This window comes from Paraburkholderia atlantica, assembly GCF_000092885.1.
Lineage (GTDB): Bacteria > Pseudomonadota > Gammaproteobacteria > Burkholderiales > Burkholderiaceae > Paraburkholderia > Paraburkholderia atlantica.
In genome coordinates this window covers 99,025-116,208 of the sequence record NC_014117.1, presented here as the reverse complement: position 1 = coordinate 116,208, position 17,184 = coordinate 99,025, and the positions used below count along the sequence as shown (strand labels likewise).

General features: G+C 65.0%; 14 protein-coding genes and 3 pseudogenes. 13 read left to right on the top strand and 4 right to left on the bottom strand.

The window, feature by feature from the left end:
- Window positions 1-77: 77 nt before the first annotated feature.
- The 3 genes from BC1002_RS00515 to BC1002_RS00505 all read right to left on the bottom strand — a co-directional run bounded on the left by BC1002_RS00515 (window position 78) and on the right by BC1002_RS00505 (window position 2,959).
- Window positions 78-389, bottom strand: coding sequence for a high-potential iron-sulfur protein (locus tag BC1002_RS00515; protein ID WP_013088115.1), 312 nt, complete (start codon window positions 387-389; stop codon window positions 78-80).
- Window positions 390-521: 132 nt separating this feature from the next.
- Window positions 522-1,628, bottom strand: coding sequence for an NAD(P)/FAD-dependent oxidoreductase (locus BC1002_RS00510; RefSeq protein ID WP_013088114.1), 1,107 nt, complete (start codon window positions 1,626-1,628; stop codon window positions 522-524).
- Between the two features lie 353 nt (window positions 1,629-1,981).
- Entirely contained in the window at window positions 1,982-2,959 is a 978-nt protein-coding gene (locus tag BC1002_RS00505; protein ID WP_041734244.1) for an AAA family ATPase, read from the bottom strand.
- 279 nt (window positions 2,960-3,238) lie between these two features.
- On the opposite strand from BC1002_RS00505, the gene BC1002_RS00500 reads away from it, so the two are divergent.
- The 5 genes and pseudogenes from BC1002_RS00500 to BC1002_RS37440 all read left to right on the top strand — a co-directional run.
- A complete protein-coding gene (locus tag BC1002_RS00500) occupies window positions 3,239-3,799 on the top strand; it encodes a hypothetical protein (RefSeq protein WP_013088112.1) in 561 nt (186 codons plus the stop codon).
- A 54-nt stretch (window positions 3,800-3,853) separates the two neighbouring features.
- The gene (locus BC1002_RS00495) at window positions 3,854-4,651 is read left to right on the top strand and encodes an endonuclease/exonuclease/phosphatase family protein (protein ID WP_013088111.1); all 798 of its coding nucleotides are present in this window, start codon (window positions 3,854-3,856) and stop codon (window positions 4,649-4,651) included.
- A gap of 248 nt (window positions 4,652-4,899) precedes the next feature.
- Window positions 4,900-5,187, top strand: coding sequence for a hypothetical protein (locus tag BC1002_RS39530; protein ID WP_041734243.1), 288 nt, complete (start codon window positions 4,900-4,902; stop codon window positions 5,185-5,187).
- 64 nt (window positions 5,188-5,251) lie between these two features.
- Window positions 5,252-5,835 (top strand): annotated as a pseudogene (locus BC1002_RS39525) (ABC transporter permease); the annotation flags it as partial.
- Window positions 5,828-6,013, top strand: a pseudogene (locus tag BC1002_RS37440) (ABC transporter permease subunit); the annotation flags it as partial. The pseudogenes BC1002_RS39525 and BC1002_RS37440, both read left to right, overlap by 8 nt.
- 261 nt (window positions 6,014-6,274) lie before the next feature.
- Here BC1002_RS37440 and BC1002_RS00480 read toward each other — a convergent pair.
- Window positions 6,275-6,976: pseudogene (locus BC1002_RS00480) on the bottom strand (SMP-30/gluconolactonase/LRE family protein); the annotation flags it as partial.
- A gap of 585 nt (window positions 6,977-7,561) precedes the next feature.
- Here BC1002_RS00480 and BC1002_RS00475 point away from each other — a divergent pair.
- The 8 genes from BC1002_RS00475 to BC1002_RS00440 all read left to right on the top strand — a co-directional run bounded on the left by BC1002_RS00475 (window position 7,562) and on the right by BC1002_RS00440 (window position 17,184).
- The gene (locus tag BC1002_RS00475; RefSeq protein WP_013088109.1) at window positions 7,562-8,332 is read left to right on the top strand and encodes a ferredoxin--NADP reductase; all 771 of its coding nucleotides are present in this window, start codon (window positions 7,562-7,564) and stop codon (window positions 8,330-8,332) included.
- Between the two features lie 400 nt (window positions 8,333-8,732).
- On the top strand, window positions 8,733-9,620 hold the full coding sequence (locus BC1002_RS00470; RefSeq protein ID WP_013088108.1) for a sensor histidine kinase: 888 nt from the start codon (window positions 8,733-8,735) through the stop codon (window positions 9,618-9,620).
- 10 nt (window positions 9,621-9,630) lie between these two features.
- Window positions 9,631-10,287: a response regulator transcription factor RqpR gene (gene rqpR, locus BC1002_RS00465; protein WP_013088107.1), complete on the top strand. Its 657-nt coding sequence runs from the start codon at window positions 9,631-9,633 to the stop codon at window positions 10,285-10,287.
- A 295-nt stretch (window positions 10,288-10,582) separates the two neighbouring features.
- Window positions 10,583-11,974, top strand: coding sequence for a branched-chain amino acid transporter BcaP (locus tag BC1002_RS00460; RefSeq protein WP_013088106.1), 1,392 nt, complete (start codon window positions 10,583-10,585; stop codon window positions 11,972-11,974).
- Between the two features lie 415 nt (window positions 11,975-12,389).
- On the top strand, window positions 12,390-12,914 hold the full coding sequence (locus tag BC1002_RS00455) for a (2Fe-2S)-binding protein (protein ID WP_013088105.1): 525 nt from the start codon (window positions 12,390-12,392) through the stop codon (window positions 12,912-12,914).
- 10 nt (window positions 12,915-12,924) lie between these two features.
- Window positions 12,925-15,306, top strand: a complete 2,382-nt coding sequence (locus BC1002_RS00450; protein ID WP_013088104.1) for a xanthine dehydrogenase family protein molybdopterin-binding subunit — start codon at window positions 12,925-12,927, stop codon at window positions 15,304-15,306.
- A 28-nt stretch (window positions 15,307-15,334) separates the two neighbouring features.
- Window positions 15,335-16,132 (top strand): FAD binding domain-containing protein, encoded by a 798-nt coding sequence (locus BC1002_RS00445; RefSeq protein ID WP_013088103.1) that lies wholly within the window; start codon window positions 15,335-15,337, stop codon window positions 16,130-16,132.
- Between the two features lie 170 nt (window positions 16,133-16,302).
- Window positions 16,303-17,184 carry an AAA family ATPase gene (locus BC1002_RS00440; protein ID WP_013088102.1) on the top strand — a complete coding sequence of 294 codons (882 nt, stop codon included), beginning with the start codon at window positions 16,303-16,305 and terminating at the stop codon, window positions 17,182-17,184.

Genomic DNA, 17,184 nt, shown 5'->3' with positions numbered 1-17,184 from the left:
GGTGTAGTCACGGGATGCGCCGCGATGTCGCCACGCATCCCGCGCAAAGCCTGCTAACACATCAAAGGCAGGCTCGATCAGGCCTTCTTGTTATAGGCGCTGCACCATCCCGTGGCCGCCACCTGTTTGCCCGCGAACATCGGGCAGCCGCCGTAGGCATCGCCCGCCTTGCCCTGGAAGAAGCTGCAGTTGCTGCATTGCTGGCCAGGCTCGAATTTGGCGAATTTCGCCTTGTCGACCTTGCTCGCGTCCGCCTTGTAGCCGAGCGCCTGCGCGGTCGGATCGGTTTCGGAAACCTTCGGCGCGTCGGCGAACGCCTGGCGCGACAGTGCGAGTGTCGATGCCACACCGATGCTGGTGATCAAAAACGTACGACGGGAAGATCTCATGGGGACTCACTCCATTTCTATTGGAATCAACGCCGTTCTGATGACAGCGTTCGCAAAGCATAGCAACGAAGCCGTCTCCCGTGACATTCCAAATGCTGGAGATAAGCGGATCGGTACGGTGTAACCGCGGCCTTACGCGCGCCCCGCCAGCTCGCACACCCGCTGCGCGATCGCCAGTGATGCAGTCAGACCCGGCGACTCGATGCCGAACAGATTGACGAGGCCGCGCACGCCATGCGCGGCCGGCCCCTGAATCACGAAATCGGCGGCGGGTTCGCCAGGACCCGAAAGCTTCGGACGAATGCCCGCGTAAGCCGGCTGCAACGCGTCATCGGGCAAGGCCGGCCAGTAGGCGCGAATCGCCGCATAAAACGACTCCGCGCGATGCGGATCGACGTCGTAATTGATCGCATCGACCCATTCGACGTCGGGACCGAAACGCGCCTGGCCGCCGAGATCGAGCGTCAGATGCACGCCGAGGCCGGCCTCGTTCGGCATCGGATAGATCAGGCGGCTGAACGGCGCGCGCCCCGAGATGCTGAAGTAATTGCCGCGCGCGAAGTAAAGCGGCGGCACGTGGCGCGGGTCGAGACCGCGAATCTTGCGCGCGAGCGCGTTCGCATGCAGACCCGCGCTGTTGATCACGCAGGCGGCGCTGATCGTGGTGGGCGCCGCACCGCCGACCGCGATCGTGAAGCGGCCGTTGTGAGCCTCGATCGCCTCGACCGGCGCATGGAACGCGCACATGGCGCCGTCGCGCTCGGCATCGCCTTGCAGCGCGAGCATGTACTGATGACTATCGACGATGCCAGTCTGCGGCGAAAACACCGCCTCCACGCATTCGAGCGCCGGTTCGAGCGCCTGCGCCTGATCGCCGGTGATGCGCATCAGGTCGAGCACACCGTTGTCGCGCCCTTTGGCCATGATGCTTTCGAGCTGCGGAATCTGGTTGCGCGACGTCGCGACGAGCAGCTTGCCGCAGCGCGAATGAGGCACGTTGCGCTCGGCGCAGTAGTCATACAGCATTTCACGGCCGCGCACGCACAGCGTGGCCTTCAGCGATCCGCGCGAATAGTAGATGCCCGCGTGAATCACTTCGCTGTTGCGTGAACTCGTGCCCACGCCGATCGCGTCGGCGGCCTCCAGCACGATCACTTCGCGCCCGCGCGCCGCGAGAGCGCGCGCCGTCGCGAGGCCGATCACGCCGGCACCGATCACTACACATTCGATTTGATCCATATCCGTTGACGCGGCGCATCGCGCCGCGCGCTGCCTCGTTCAGCCGATGGAAGGAAGACAGGAACGGCACCTCGCCGCCGCGTTCCGTTCATTGTCGAACGTATCTGTCCGCTGGGTCTGCTTATGTCTTTTTATCACCCCCACGGAAAATTGTACGACTCGGTACAGACAGAAGCGACAAACGCTCGTGCGCATCGACCTGTGATGGCGGCGCAAACCGGCTTGGCCCGCGATCCACATCGAAAACAGCAATAATTGCCGTTGCATTCACCACACACACCGTACGAATTGCCGCGACAGCCACCAAAATCGCAAAAAAGCGCAGATTTGGTGCGAAAAACCGGCGGAAAACGTTAAAAACCGATCGGTTTTCGCCGGTTTCCGTAATCGAGCCGGATATCGGCGGGTTCGACCTGGTCGCGTCCCGCGATGCGCGCCGCGCCGAAGCCGTTCAGGATCGCGCGGCGCATTTCGCGCGGCGATGCGCGCTTGAGCGCATCGAGCGTCGCGTCGCCGAGCGTCTCCGGAAAGCGCATGCCCCAGTTGTGCGCGCCGCGGATCTCGTCGTAGATCGACTGCGCGATGCGTCGCGCGCCCGCGTGGTCCGGCGGCGGGATCTCGTAGACATTCATGCGGTTCAGGATCGGCTCGGGGATCGCGCGTTCGTCGTTGGCGGTCGCGATCCAGATCACGTTGCCCGCGTTGATCGCTATCTCGGCGAACTCGTCGACAAAGCTCTGGGCGGTGTCGTGTTCGAGTAGCGCGTACAGCGCGCCGAGCGGGTCGTATTGCGAATCGCCGGTCGCCTTGTCGATCTCGTCGACGGCGATCACCGGGTTCGCGTAGCTGCCGTTCACGAGCGCATCGAACACCTTGCCCGGTTTCGCGTTCTTCCATTGCGACGACGCGCCCGACAGAATCCAGCCCGCCGTCAGCGAACTCATCGCGACATATTGGTACGCGGTGCCGAGCAGGCGCGCCAGCTGCTTCGCGAAATGCGTCTTGCCGATGCCGGGTTCGCCGAGCAGCAGGATCGGCATCAGTTCGAGCCGGTCCTCGGTTTCGAGGCACAGCGCGACCTGCTTGCGGATGTCGTCGAGCGGCGCGGAAAAATTGGGCAGCGCGTCGATCAGATCGTCGATCGACGGCATCCGGTTCGGCTTCACGCAGAAGCGCAGATTGCCCGTCTTCAGCATCTTTTCGTAGGTTGCGCGCAGCGCCTCGTTCGCGCCCTCGCCGAGACCGTTCAGCGCGCTTTCGACCTCGTCGAGGTCATACACCCGGCTGAACGAGGCCACGGCGATTTCCTGTTTGACCATTGCTGTTGTCATCGCTCACCCCGTCTGGCTGATCCTGCAGCGGCGGCGCCTTGTGAGCGCCGATTCCAGTCCAGTGTAACGAGGACACAATCGCGTGCAAGCCAGCAGTCGCGCGGCTCTGCTGCTAACGATCGCTGGCGTTCAGATCCTTATCTGGAATGGATTGTTGCTGAACCGGCCCTCGTCGACCGTGTCAGAAATCGTTGCGGCCATCAGGGGTAAGATTGCTCTCTAACCTGCTGGCGAGAGGCAAGGCAACCCCGCAACCGACGCGTGAGCGGAGATCTTTTTATGTGGAAAACCGGTATCGTGGCCATGCTGCTTGGCGCTTCGTTGCTCGCTCACGCGCAACAACGGCCAGCGCAGCAGGTCGTGCAATGGCAGTTGCAGGTGGTGAAAGACGGCCAGCAGATCGATTCGTTCGACGGCACCACCACCGTCGGCCAGGCGCGCACGGATACGCATCATCAGGTCGTGCAACACAATGTCGGCTGCAAGGACCAGCCGGCCGGCAGCATCGATCTGTCGCGCACTATCACGGTGTCGCCGCTGCGCGTCGATCCCGAGGGCGTGATGTTTTCGATCGACACGCAGGAAACGCTCGAGGACACCAACGCGGGGCGCACCGACATCGGCTGCAAGCTGCCGCCGCAGCCGCGCCAGGTGAGCGCGAGCCACCCGGGTCTGGTGGTGCCGCCGGACCAATGGGCGAGCTGGACGATCGTCGATCGCAATCCGAACCTCGTGTACCGCGTGCATGCGAGCGTCGTGAGCAACGGGGCGAACGGCACCGTTACGAATGGCGGCATGAGTGGCAATGGCGCCGCGACTGGCGGCAACAATCCAAACTGACAGGAACCGCGCGCCTGACCGGCGCGCTCAAACAGAACACGTGGATAACGCGGCATGCGAAACCCAGAAGAATTGATCCGCGAGAGCCTCGCGCCGAACGATTTCGTCGCTGTGAGCTGGAACCTGCACAAGGGCCGCACCCCGCTCGGTTTTCAGGCCTGGCAGGCGATGCAGCGCTGGGTTCAATCGACTCACGCGGACGCGTACTTCCTGCAGGAAGCGATGGCGCGGCGCATGCCGTCGCCGGTATTGGCGAGCAGTTTCGGCGCACCGATGGGCGATCCGCTGTCCGACGTCTGGCACTGTCAGGCAACCGAAATCGCGCGCGCGCTCGAACTCGAAGTCGCGCTCGGCCCGAACGTGTTCAAGCCGTCGTGGCGGCACGGCAATGCGATCCTGTCGCCGCATCCGCTGGATCTCGGCGGCCGCTGGGACATTTCGGCGCACCGCTTCGAAAAGCGCGGGCTGCTGGTCGCGCGTGCGACGTTCGGCGGCCGGCTCGTCACGCTATTGTGCGCGCATCTCGCGCTGACGCGACCCGCGCGCTTGCGGCAGATGAACTGGATTGCGCACTGGATCGCGAAGGAAGCCCCGGACGGTCCGCTCGTGCTGGCCGGCGACTTCAACGATTGGCGCAACGACTCGGTACCGCTCTTTCGCGAGCACGGCTTGCAGGAAGTCGCGACGCTGCTCGGCGAACCGGCGCGCACGTTCCCGGCGTTCTCGCCGGCGCTGTCGCTCGACAAGATGTTCGTGCGCGGCATGCAGCCGGTCGAATGGATCCAGCCGACGCAGGAGACTGCGTGGCTTTCGGACCATTTGCCGTATATGGCGAAGTTGCGGCTGGAGTAAACGCTTCTGTTCGTTGCGCTTTCGTCAACGGAAAGCGCCTAACTCCTCGCTCGCGATGCGGCGTACAGCTCAACGCCGCTTCGATCTCTTCGCCCGGCTGCAACATGCAGCCGCGGACATGCTTTTGTGTACCAACCCCGTTAAAGCAGTCGGTCGTATTCGTGACCGGCTCCACGCATAGCTGCGGATCGTCGGCCGGCGCGAACACGACCAGGTGATCAAACGGCGCGTCGGCACGCATCGTCAGATTGCGCCGCTCGTCGGGCCACGCGATCGTCGCCACGCGCGACCAGTTCGAAAAGCTGTTGTCCGGATCGAACGCGTCGGGCGACATGCCCGCGCGCAACGCGTCGACGGCCGGATGCGGGCCGAGCTGCGTCGGCAGCACGGTCGCCGAACTGAACGGAGCCGACATGAGCGAGACCGCGATCATGGATGCGATCGCGTACCGCAGCGAGGGCCAATCGACGCTCGCGCAAGCCGCGCGACCGGCACACATCGAAGACGCGCTGGAGGGCGATCGTCATGGCGCTTAAGCTGCATTCCAATCCGCTGCGCGGCGAGGCGCCGGGCGCTGCTGCGTCGGGCGGCGACACCACCATGATGCAATCGACCGATACGCCCCCCGCACGCTCCGCGAGCACCGTGCACAAGTGGCGCCATCTCGCGATGCAGGGCGAAGTGATCGTGCTGCTCGCGATGGTTCTGTTCAACCTGATCTTCACCCGCACTTCTGGTCGTTGCAGACCTTCAACGTGAACATGACGCAGGTCGTGACGATCGTGATCGTCGGCATCGGCATGACGCTGGTCGTGGCGACGGGCGGCATCGATCTGTCGGTGGGCACGTCGATGGCAATTGCGGGCGCGCTCGCGCCGATGCTGTTCCTCAACGTCGCGGGACCGCTCGGCGTCGCGCTCGCGTTCGTGCTGCCGGTGTTGGCGGCCGCCCTGTGCGGTGTGTTCAACGGCCTGCTCGTCACACGATTATCGGTGCAGCCGATCGTCGCGACGCTCGTGCTGTTCATCGCCGGACGCGGCATCGCGCAGGTCGTCACCGACGGCAGCCTGCAAGCGTTCAACACCCCAGCCTTTCAGTGGATTGCGCTCGGCCAGGTCGCGGGCGTGCCGTTCCAGGTGCTGCTGATGCTCGCGCTAGTTGGCGTATTCGTGTGGGTCGATCGCGGCCGGTTCGAACTTCGGCAACTTCGGTCAGGGCGACCTGTTCGGACTGCCGATCCCGGGACTCGGCGCGCTCGTCGCCGCGGTCGCAGGCTGGCTCCCGCTGCGCAGCACGCGCTTCGGGCGGCACGCGCTCGCGATCGGCGGCAGTGAAGAGGCCGCGCGGCTGATGGGGCTGTCTTCCTGCTGCTCGTGATCGTGCTGCAGGCGCGGGTGTTGAAACAGCGCGGAAAAAAGCGGGCGGCGGCGGCGTGAGCAAGCGGCACCCGCGAGTTGGCGTCATCAATACCATCGGACAGATTTTCCCTATTTGACTGAGGCTTGCCGCTACAATCGCCGCCCCCGACCCATATCTGTGTACCGATAGACTCGCCGTGAAACCGTGTGACCGTGACGTGTCCCCGACACGTCAGGACGTCCCCGATCGTCGTCCTCGGTTTCCTTATCGATTGTTCGTGCGCAACGTCCAGACCGTCGCGGTGTTGATGGCGTCGTCCACCGCTGTGAACTGCAAGTGGCGGTTGCTATCGAGGTCGAAGGCCAGGCCGAACGCGGAGCGCGGCGCAGGATCGACCTGCAATTGGGCGACGAATTGTCCGTCGACGGTGAACTCGACGATTTCGCTGGGCTGATTCGGGTCGGGGTTGACCGCGTCGCCGTTCGCGGTAACGAGATGCCCGTTGGGTGCGAGCGCCAGCACAAGCGGACCGTGCAGATGTTTGTTGTCGTGGTAAATCATCCGGCCGACGCCGCCATCGTGATTCGCGCTCGCGGCGCCGTAGATGGCGAACACCGCGTTGTCACCGGTCGAGGCGACGTACAGCACGTCATGCGTTGGGTCGTATGCCAGTCCGGTCGGGCCGACCACCAGTGCCGCCGGATCGGTGCGGTGTAGATAGCCTGACGCGATGATGGTCGAGCCAGGCAGCATCTGAACGCCGTTCGCCCCGATCGAAAGATCGATCCGCGCGACCTTTCCGTTCAGCACATCCGAGACGAAGACCCGGGCGAATCGTCCCCCGTCGATCACGGTGAGGTCCCAATGGCCATCCAGCAGCCTCTGATCTTTCAGTTCCGTGACGAGCCCGCCTTGCGGATTGATGACGAGCAACGAGCCTGGAGGGACGACGTTCTTGCCATCCGTGACACCTACTACTCGCAGTGGCGGTCGCAGCCGCCAGAACGAGCCGCGCAGCCACCGCACTGCCCTGCTTCGCGCGACTCGCGTGCTGCGTAAACGAGGTGACGTCAGGCGTATCCCCCAAAAAATCGCGCCGTGCAACCGATAGTCGAACGCGAGGCGATCCCGATCGCGCCGGGACAGTTCCGCCCCTTTTGCCAGTTATATCTGCAGGGTCAATGCTGCAGCGCACGCCGCGTTTCGGTATCATCTTGAAATTGTTGCCCACGCGGCGCGTTGCTTTCGCGCCTGCCGGACAGCCAATGGCAGCCGCCCTGCGCGGCGTTCGCCGAATCGCCGTACCCCGCTGAAGCACGGCCGCATTCACGCCAACGTACTTCGCGGCGCCAGCAAGCCGGCGCCGCCGCTTCCCGGTTTGGCAACCCGCTTTACCACGCTCGAGCGCCGCGCTGCGGCCCCGCCCCGGCGGGCACGGTAAAATGCTGGATTGCGCGGGAGTCCCGACCACGGATCAGCGCAGCATCGCCCTTGCCGTGCCGGCCGGCTCAGACGACTGGCCGCCTTTGTTTTCGCACTATCCAAGAAGCCATGAGCAACCTGAATTCACAAACCGTCCTGAGCGTCCATCACTGGACCGATACGCTTTTCAGCTTCACCTGCACGCGCGATCCGTCGTTCCGCTTCGAAAACGGCCAGTTCACGATGGTCGGCCTGCAGGTCGACGGCAAGCCGCTGCTGCGCGCTTACAGCCTCGCGAGTGCGAACTACGAAGAACACCTCGAATTCCTCAGCATCAAGGTGCAGGACGGTCCGCTCACGTCGCGTCTGCAGCATCTGAAGGTCGGCGACGAAGTGCTGATCGGCAAGAAGCCGGTCGGCACGCTGGTGGCCGATAACCTGCTGCCGGGCAAGACGCTGTGGCTGCTGTCCACCGGCACGGGCCTCGCGCCGTTCATGTCGATCATCAAGGATCCGGAGATTTACGACCGCTACGAGCGCGTGGTCCTCACGCACACCTGCCGTTTCGTCGACGAACTCGCGTACAAGGAATACATCACCGAGCACCTGCCGGCGCATGAACACCTCGGCGAGCTCGTGCAGGAAAAGCTGCTGTACTACCCGACCGTCACGCGCGAAGCGTTTCAGAACCGCGGCCGCATCACCGAGCTGATCGAAACCGAAAAACTGTTCGCCGACCTCGGCGTGCCGGGTTTCTCGCTCGAAAACGACCGCGTCATGCTGTGCGGCAGCCCGCACATGCTGCGCGACACGCGCAAGCTGCTCGAAGATGCGGGATTCAAGGAAGGCAGCAACAACGAGCCGGGTCATTACGTGGTCGAAAAGGCCTTCGTCGGCTAAGCCGGCATTCCCTGTGGCGGCCCCCGCGCCGCGAATTCCAAAAAAGGAGCCTGCGGGCTCCTTTTTTGTTGCTTCGTTACAAATTGGCGGCCGTTACATCACCTTCGCTGTCAGAATTCCTCCGACAACGCGCGCGTATGAGGAACATCAAGTAATTTCTGTAAACCTTGCGCTAACCCTTGGTGCGACTGCTTTTTTAATCTTTTTGGGATATCATCGCGCCGCGAGATCAGACGAATTCATGCATTGAACATCGTCAACCCGAGTTGTTACTGAATGTAAATTTCGTTACGTTGGGCCATCGTGTTTCGTCCGACGCGAAACCTCGTGATTCGCAGGCGTTGATTCCGTCTGCGCGCGCCCGCTTCGCTGTCCACTCCGCTTCCTGAGAGGGAAATTCATGGATACGTCGACTGCCGTCCCGTTCAACGCTGCGCTGGCCTCGGCCGCGCAGCGTGATGGCTTCGACATGCCATCGCACGCCGCGCGCGAGATCGAGCGGCTGCGCGCGCGGGTGCGCGAGCTGTCGGCCGAACTGGTCGAGGCGCAGGAAAGTGTGCGCCGCCACGTCGCGCGCGAGCTGCACGACGGCGTCGGCGCCGAGCTGACCGCGACGCGCTTCGCGCTCGCCGGCATCGAAACCTGGCTGCCCACCGACGCTCCGCCGCAATGCGCGGCCGCGCTCGCGGTCGCGAACCGTTCGCTCGACGCCGTGCACGCAGCGAGCCGCGAGGCCATCGCGCAACTGCACGCACCGTCGTTCGAAACGGGCGTCGCCGGCGCGCTGATGTGCTGGGTGCGCGACTTCTCCACGCGGACCGGCTTGCGCGCCACCTTCACCTGCCCCGACGACGCGCGGCTCGCGCGCCTGCCGGCCGATGCCGCGCTCGCCGTGTTCCGCGTCGCGCAGGAAGCGCTGAACAACGTCGCGAAGCACGCACGGGCGAGCTGCGCCGACGTGCGCATCGAAACCGGTGCGCGTCATCTGAAACTCCTCATCAGCGACGACGGCATTGGTTTGCGGCGCGGCGCGCGCGAACGCGGTGGCCAGAAAGAACCCGGAGGTCATTTCGGCCTCGCGGGCATGCAGGCGCGCTGCGCAGCATTCGACGGCGCGCTGCGAGTCGGCACGAGGCGCGCGAGCGTCGGTCGCGGCGAGGACGGCGGCACGGGCAATAACGGCGCCATCGCCTCGCGCGGCACCTTGATCCAGGCCCGCTTCGCGTGGCACGCGCTGCTGGCAACCAGCCCCGCCCCGCGCGCCGCCCGCCGCGCGCTGCAATCGTGAGCCCGCGACCATGAGCCTGCGCATCCTGATCGTCGAAGATCACGCGGTGGTCCGCCAGGGCGTCCGCCAGTTGCTGCTCGATCGCGGCGTCGCGCGCGAGGTCGCCGAGGCGCAAAGCGGCTCCGAAGCGCTCGACTCGGTCGTCCATCACGGCTTCGACGTCGTGCTGCTCGACATCTCGCTGCCCGACATGAATGGCGTCGAGGTGCTCAAGCGCCTGAAGCGCAAAGCGCCGCGCGTCGCGGTGCTGATGTTCTCGATGTACCGCGAGGACCAGTACGCGGTGCGCGCGCTCAAAGCCGGCGCGTCCGGCTATCTGTCGAAGACGGTCGACGCCGCGCAGATGATCGGCGCGATCCAGCAGGTCGCCGCGGGCCGCAAATACGTGAGCCCCGAGATGGCCGAGGCGCTCGCCGACTATGTGTCGTTCGACGGCGAGCAGTTGCCGCACGAAAAGCTGTCCGATCGCGAGTACCAGACGCTGTGCATGCTCGCGTCGGGCAAACGGCTCACCGATATCGCGGCCACGCTGTCGCTGTCGGTGAAGACGGTCAGCGTGTACCGCACGCGGCTGCTCGACAAGATGAAGCTGCGCAACAACGCCGAGCTGACGTTCTATGTGATGAGCAACCGCCTCGTCGATCTGAATCCCGCGATGGCCGGCTAGGCCAGCAGGCGCCGCTCCCCGTGCCTGCGGCGTTGTGCCGCAGCCACCCAGCGGTGCGCCGGTGCAGACGGAGAAATTCCGTCCCCATCAATCGCCTACTTGGTAAAAGCTCGACCGCCGCGCTGCGTGCGGCAACGCAAGACCACCGTCGTCCCTCCTGGCGGGAGCTTCCACCCATCGGCCCGACCCACCAAGCGCCGCCTTGAACCGGCCCGATGGCACGCATCCGCTAGAATTGCGGGTTTTCCCCGACATTCGGCGCGCAACACGCGTGCACCACTGGAGACCCACGCCAATGTCCCTGTTTCGAAAAAAGAGCGTCGAGCACATGCTTGCGGCAAGCGCTCAGACCGCCGGCCTGAAAAAGGCGCTCGGCGCGCTCGACCTGACCTTCCTCGGCGTCGGCGCGATCATCGGCACCGGCATCTTCGTGCTGACCGGCACGGGCGCCTTGCAGGCCGGGCCCGCGCTGATGATCTCATTCGTGATCGCGGCGATCGCCTGCGGCTTCGCCGCGCTCGCCTATGCCGAATTCGCATCGACGATTCCGGTCGCCGGTTCGATCTACACGTACTCGTACGCGACGCTCGGCGAGCTGGCCGCGTGGATCATCGGCTGGGACCTGATGCTCGAATACGGGCTCGCGACCTCGGCGGTGTCGGTCGGCTGGTCCGGCTATCTGCAGTCGCTGCTGTCGGGCTTCGGCGTGTCGCTGCCGATGGCGCTGACCGCGGCCCCCGGCGCCGTCCCCGGACACGAAACGCTGTTCAACCTGCCCGCCTTCCTCGTGATGATGGCGATCACCACGCTGCTGTCGGTCGGTGTGCGCGAATCCGCGCGGATCAACAACATCATGGTGGCGATCAAGGTCGTGGTCGTGCTGCTCGTGATCGGCGTCGGCGTGTTTCACGTCACGCCGGCCAACTGGCACCCGTTCATGCCGCACGGCTGGAGCGGCGTGTTCGGCGCGGCCGCGGTGATGTTCTTCGCGTTCATCGGCTTCGACTCGGTGTCGTCGGCGGCGGAAGAGGTGAAGAATCCGAAGCGCGATCTGCCGATCGGGATCATCGCGTCGCTCGGCGTGTGCGCGGTGCTGTACGTGGCCGTGGCCGCCGTCGTCACCGGCATCGTGCCGTCCGGGAAGTTCATGGGCATTTCCCACCCGGTGTCGTACGCGCTGCAGCTCGCCGGGCAGAACTGGGTCGCAGGTTTCATCGATCTCGGCGCCGTGCTCGGAATGCTGACCGTGATTCTCGTGATGGCCTACGGTCAGACGCGGGTGATCTTCGCGATGTCGCGCGACGGCCTGCTGCCCGCGAAGCTGTCGAAAGTGCATCCGCGCTTCGCGACGCCGTTCTTCACGACGTGGCTCGTCGGCATCTTCTTCGGCCTGATCGGCGCGCTGGTGCCGCTCAATGTGCTGGCTGAACTGATCAATATCGGCACGCTCGCGGCATTCTCGATGGTGTCGATCGCGGTGCTGGTGCTGCGCAAGACGCACCCCGAGCTGCCGCGCGCGTTCCGTTGCCCGGGCGTGCCGGTCGTGCCGGTGCTCGCGGTCGCATCGTGCCTGTTCCTGATGCTGAATCTGCAAGGCATCACGTGGGGCGCGTTCTTGATCTGGCTTGCGATCGGCATGGTCGTCTATTTCGGCTACTCGCGCCGTCATTCGAAACTGGCAAAGTAAAGCGCCGTTTTCGACGAGGCCGCGCCAATGAGCTAAATGCTCGCGAGCGCGGCATCGTTTTCCGCTGATCTATCGAAGCGCCCCGTCATGCCCTGCAGACGGGGCGCTTGTCTTTGCGGCGTCCCGTTGCGTGGCCCCCATCTTCTCTACGTGCGCTCGCGCGCGCCGACACACTTCCCCTCATAGCGCGTCCGCGCGATTTGTGCTTTACTTTTCGGCAGACTTGTAAAACCCGCAGCACCCTCATCGGACCTCGCGAACCGCAGTCACTCGCAGTCGAAGCAAAAGCAGGGGCAACAACAATCACAGGTCCGGTCTCACCCACAGCAACTATCTTGCATGGGATCGTGGTCAGCGTGGAGGCGGGGATCGATACGCCGAAGCGCTCGCTCCGATCAATAAAGGAGACAGCTTCATGGCGATCAGCATCAGTCTGACGGTCAATGGCGCACCCGTGAGCGCCTCAGTCGACCCTGGTACCCTGCTTGTCCAGTTCCTGCGCGATCAACTCCGTCTGACCGGCACCCACGTCGGCTGCGATACCGCGCAATGCGGCGCCTGCACCGTGCATCTGAACGGCCGCGCGATCAAGTCCTGCAACATCCTCGCCGCGCAAGCCGATGGCGCCGAAGTCACGACCATCGAAGGGCTCGCGCACAACGGCGCACTGCATCCGATGCAGGCGGCGTTCAAGCACTGCCACGGCCTGCAATGCGGCTTCTGCACGCCGGGCATGGTGATGAGCGCGGTATCGCTGGTCCAGCGTCAACCCGATCTGACCGGCGACGAAGTGCGCGAGCAGCTCGACGGCAATCTGTGCCGCTGTACCGGCTATCACAACATCGTCAAGGCCGTGCTCGAAGGCGCTGCGGGTATGAAGGCGTCCGCAGCATCGAGCGCAACTGCCGGCGCGAATGCCGCCGGCGCAACCGCCGCCTGAGGAGCCGACGATGAACGCACCCGATACACAGAGCCTGATCGGCGCCGCCGTCGAACGCAAGGAAGACTATCGCTTCCTGACCGGCAAAGGCCAGTACACCGACGACATCGTGCTGCCGCAGCAAAGCTACGCGGTGTTCCTGCGCTCGCCGCACGCGCACGCCAAGATCAACAGCATCGACACGAGCGCGGCCAAACAGTCGCCGGGCGTCGTCGCGATCTTCACCGGCGCGGACCTCGCGGCGGAGAAGGTCGGCGGACTGCCGTGCGGCTGGCTGATCCACAGCACCGACGGCAAGCCGATGAACGAGCCGCCGCATCCGGTGATCGCGCATACGAAGGCGCGGCACGTGGGCGACCAGATCGCGCTCGTGATCGCCGAATCGATCAAGGCCGCCAAAGATGCGGCCGAACTGATCGACGTCGATTACGAAGAACTGCCGGCCGTCGTCGATACCGCGCATGCGGCCGACCCGGGTCAGGCGGCGGTGCACGACGAAGTGCCCGACAACGTCTGCTACAACTGGGGCCACGGCGACAAGGCCGCGACCGATGCAGCGTTCGCCAAGGCCGCGCACGTAACCACGCTCGACATCGTCAACAACCGGCTCGTGCCGAACGCGATCGAACCGCGCGCGGTCAACGCGAGCTATTCGGCGCAGGACGACAGCTACACGCTGTACGTCGCGAATCAGAATCCGCACGTCGAGCGGCTGCTAATGGCCGCGTTCGTGCTGTCGTTGCCGGAATCGAAGCTGCGCGTGATCGCGCCGGACGTCGGCGGCGGCTTCGGCTCGAAGATCTTCCTGTACGCGGAAGACGTCGCGCTCACGTGGGCATCGAAGAAGATCGGCCGGCCGGTCAAATGGACCGCCGAGCGCTCGGAGGCATTCGTTTCCGACGCACACGGCCGCGATCACGTCACCAAGGCCGAGCTGGCAATGGACGCGGACGGCAAGTTCCTCGCGATGCGCGTGCATACGATCGCCAACATGGGCGCGTATCTGTCGACGTTCGCGTCGAGCGTGCCGACGATCCTTTACGCGACGCTGCTCGCCGGCCAATACGCTACGCCCGCGATCTACGCCGAAGTGAAGGCGGTCTTCACCAACACCGTTCCCGTCGATGCGTATCGCGGCGCGGGCCGGCCTGAAGCGACGTTCGTCGTCGAGCGTCTGGTCGAAGCCGCGGCGCGCGAGATGAAGCTCGACCCGGCCGAAATCCGCCGCCGCAACTTCATCACGCAGTTCCCGTACGCGACCCCGGTCGGCCTCACCTACGACACCGGCGACTACAACGCGATTCTGTCGCGCGCGCTGACGCTCGCGGACGTCGAAGGCTTCGCAGCGCGCCGGCAGGAATCGGAACAGAACGGCAAGCGCCGCGGCCTCGGCTACTCGTGCTACATCGAGGCATGCGGCCTCGCGCCGTCGAACATCGCGGGCGCGCTCGGCGCGCGCGCGGGCCTGTTCGAAGTCGGCCAGATTCGCGTGCACCCGACCGGTTCGGTCACGGTGTTCACGGGCTCGCACAGTCACGGCCAGGGCCATGAGACGACCTTCGCGCAGGTGGTCGCGGATCGCCTCGGCATCCCGCTCGAAAGCGTCGAGATCGTGCATGGCGACACCGGCCGCATCGCGTTCGGCATGGGCACGTATGGCTCGCGTTCGATCGCGGTCGGCGGCTCGGCGATTTCGAAGGCGCTCGACAAGATCGAAGCGAAGGCGAAGAAGATCGCCGCGCATCTGCTCGAAGCGTCGGCGGAAGACATCGAGTTCAAGAACGGCGTGTTCCGCGTCGCCGGCACCGACCGCACCAAGGCGTTCGCGGAAATTTCGCTCGCCGCCTACGTGCCGCACAACTATCCGCTCGACGTGCTCGAACCGGGCCTCGAAGAAAGCGCGTTCTACGATCCGACCAACTTCACGTATCCATCGGGCGCGTACATCTGCGAGATCGAAGTCGATCCGGACACCGGCGAGAGCCGCATCCAGAAGTTCACCGCGGTCGACGATTTCGGCAACGTGATCAATCCGATGATCGTCGAAGGCCAGGTGCATGGCGGGCTCGGGCAAGGCATCGGCCAGGCGATGCTCGAGCGCTGCGTGTACGACAACGACAGCGGCCAGCTGCTGTCCGGCTCGTATATGGACTACGCGATGCCGCATGCGTCAGACCTGCCCGACTTCACGGTCGAGACCTCGAAGGGCACGCCGTGCACGCACAACCCGCTTGGCGTCAAAGGCTGCGGCGAAGCGGGCGCGATCGGCTCACCGCCGGCCGTGATCAACGCGATCATCGACGCGCTCGCGCCGCTTGGCGTGACCAATCTGCAGATGCCGGCCACGCCGCATCGCGTATGGTCCGCGATTCAAGCGGCGAAGCAAGCCTGACCCAACGATCCTGAGCGGAGCATTCGACATGTATTCATTCGAGTATCAACGCGCGACGGATCCGCAAGCGGCCGCCGCAGCCCTCACCGCCGACAGCGACGCGAAGTTCCTCGCCGGCGGCCAGAGCCTTCTGCCGACGATGCGCCTGCGTCTCGCGCAGCCGTCGCAACTGATCGACGTCACGCGGATTCCCGCGCTCAAGACGATCAGCGTCGACGCCAACAAGGTGACGATCGGCGCGGCCGTCTGCCATGCCGACGTAGCCGAACACGCGGACGTGCGGCGCGTGTTACCCGCGCTCGCGGAGCTGGCCGCGAACATCGGTGATCGCCAGGTGCGCGCGCTCGGCACGATCGGCGGCTCGCTCGCGAACAACGATCCGGCCGCGTGCTACCCGGCCGCCGCGATGGGGCTCGACGCGACGATCGTCACGGACCGGCGGCGCATCGCCTCGGGCGATTTCTTCGTCGGCATGTATGAGACCGCCCTTGCCCCCGACGAACTGATCGTCGCCGTCGAGTTTCCGGTGCCCGAGCGGGCTGCGTACGAGAAATTCCGCAATCCGGCCTCGCACTTCGCGCTAGTCGGCGTGTTCGTCGCGAAGTCCGCAGGCGGCGTGCGGGTCGCGGTGACGGGTGCGGCGTCGTCGGTATTTCGCGTGCCCGAGCTCGAAAGCGCGCTGTCGGCGAACTTCACGCCCGAGGCGGCACGCGCGGTCAGCGTGTCGCCCGACGAGTTGAACGAAGACATGCACGCGAGCGCCGCATATCGCGCGCATCTGATTCCGCTGCTCGCCGCGCGCGCGGTCACGAAGGCAACTGCCTAGCGATACTCGCCAGGCTGCCCGGCTTGCCGCGCGTGCGCATCACGGCGCGCGCAAGCCAGCTTCGTTCACTTCGCGAGCGGGCGCGAGAGTTCGACGCCTAGCTCGCGCCCATTGCGTTCTTCACTCGCGCCACGCCTCGTCATGGCCAGTCGCGCAGATTCAGGATCACCATGCAGCCGGCTTCGATCGACGACACCCTCGCCCAACTCGCCGCCCAATGCTATTTCGCGAGCCGCGAACTCGCGACCGCGCTGTATCTCGCGCTGCGCATGGAGCGGCCGCTGTTCGTCGAAGGCGAGCCGGGTGTCGGCAAGACCGAACTCGCGAAAGCGGCGGCCGGCATGCTCGGCACCACGCTGCTGCGCTTGCAATGCTATGAAGGACTCGACACCGCGAGCGCGCTTTATGAGTGGGACTACCCGCGTCAGATCATGGCGTTGCGGCTCGCCGAAGCGAGCGGCGAGCGCCCCGACAACGACACGCTGTATCGCGGCGAATTCCTGCTGAAGCGTCCGCTTCTGCAGGCACTGATGCCGGACGAAAACCATCCCGGCGCGCGACGCGTGCTGCTAATCGACGAAATCGACCGCGCCGACGAACCGTTCGAAGCGTTCCTGCTCGAACTGCTTTCGGATTTCCAGGTATCGATTCCCGAGTACGGCACCGTACGCGCGTCACAGCCGCCGCTCGTCATCATGACGTCGAACCGCACGCGCGAAGTGCACGACGCGTTGAAGCGCCGCTGTCTGTATCAATGGATAGGCTATCCGGATCGCGAGCGCGAGCTCGAGATCGTCGCCGCGCGCGCGCCGCAAACGTCGGCGCAACTGCAGCGGCGCGCGGTCGACTTCGTGCATCGGCTGCGCGGCATGGATCTGTTCAAGGCACCGGGCATCGCCGAAACGATCGACTGGTGCCGCGCGCTCGAAGCGCTGTCGGTGACGGAACTCGATCCGCAATCGGTGCAGAACACGCTCGGCGTGCTGCTCAAGTATCAGGACGATCTCGCGCGCGTGGATGCCGAGCAGATCGCGCAGTGTCTGGCCGGGTGA